The 724-nt window shown below is 33.6% G+C and carries 1 protein-coding gene; it reads right to left on the bottom strand.

Going from position 1 to position 724, the window contains the following annotated elements; genetic code table 11:
* On the bottom strand, positions 1–724 hold a 724-nt coding region (locus NZ841_08490), incomplete at both ends, for an aminotransferase class V-fold PLP-dependent enzyme (GenBank protein ID MCS7202797.1).

Raw genomic sequence — 724 nt, 5'->3', positions numbered from 1 at the left:
TAATTTTACCAATTGACAAAGGTCTATTGTAATCCAAGTAATATTTTTTACCATCATACTCTACTACTGGAATTGGAAGAAATGGTTCTAAATCTCTAGTAACACCAATTGGACCTGCACCTGGACCTCCACCACCATGAGGAGTAGAGAAAGTTTTATGTAGATTTAAATGTACAATATCAAATCCCATATCTCCAGGTCTAATTATTCCAATTATACCATTCAAATTAGCTCCATCATAATACAGTAATCCACCAACATCATGAATTAAATCAGCAATTTCCAATATATCTTCTTCAAATATTCCAAGTGTATTTGGATTTGTTAACATCATTCCAGCAGTTTTCTCAGAAACTGCACTTTTCAAAGCTTTAAAATCTACACATCCACGTTCATCAGATGGAACTACAATAACTTTAAATCCAGCCATAGCTGCACTAGCAGGATTAGTGCCATGAGCACTATCGGGAATTATAATTTCAGTCTTCTTAGATTCACTTCTATACTCATGATAAGCTCTAATAATTAAACATCCAAGAAGTTCACCATGAGCACCAGCAGCTGGTTGAAGTGTAAATCTATGCATTCCAGTTATTTCAGAAAGCCATTTCTCAACTAAATACATTAATTTTAATGAACCTTGTATAGTTTCTTCATCTTGTAATGGATGGACGTATACTACTTTATCTAGATAAGCAAGTTCTTCACAAACCTTTGGATTATA

This window comes from Dictyoglomus sp. (genome assembly GCA_025060475.1).
GTDB lineage: Bacteria > Dictyoglomota > Dictyoglomia > Dictyoglomales > Dictyoglomaceae > NZ13-RE01.
This window is presented reverse-complemented; position numbering and strand designations above follow the sequence as displayed.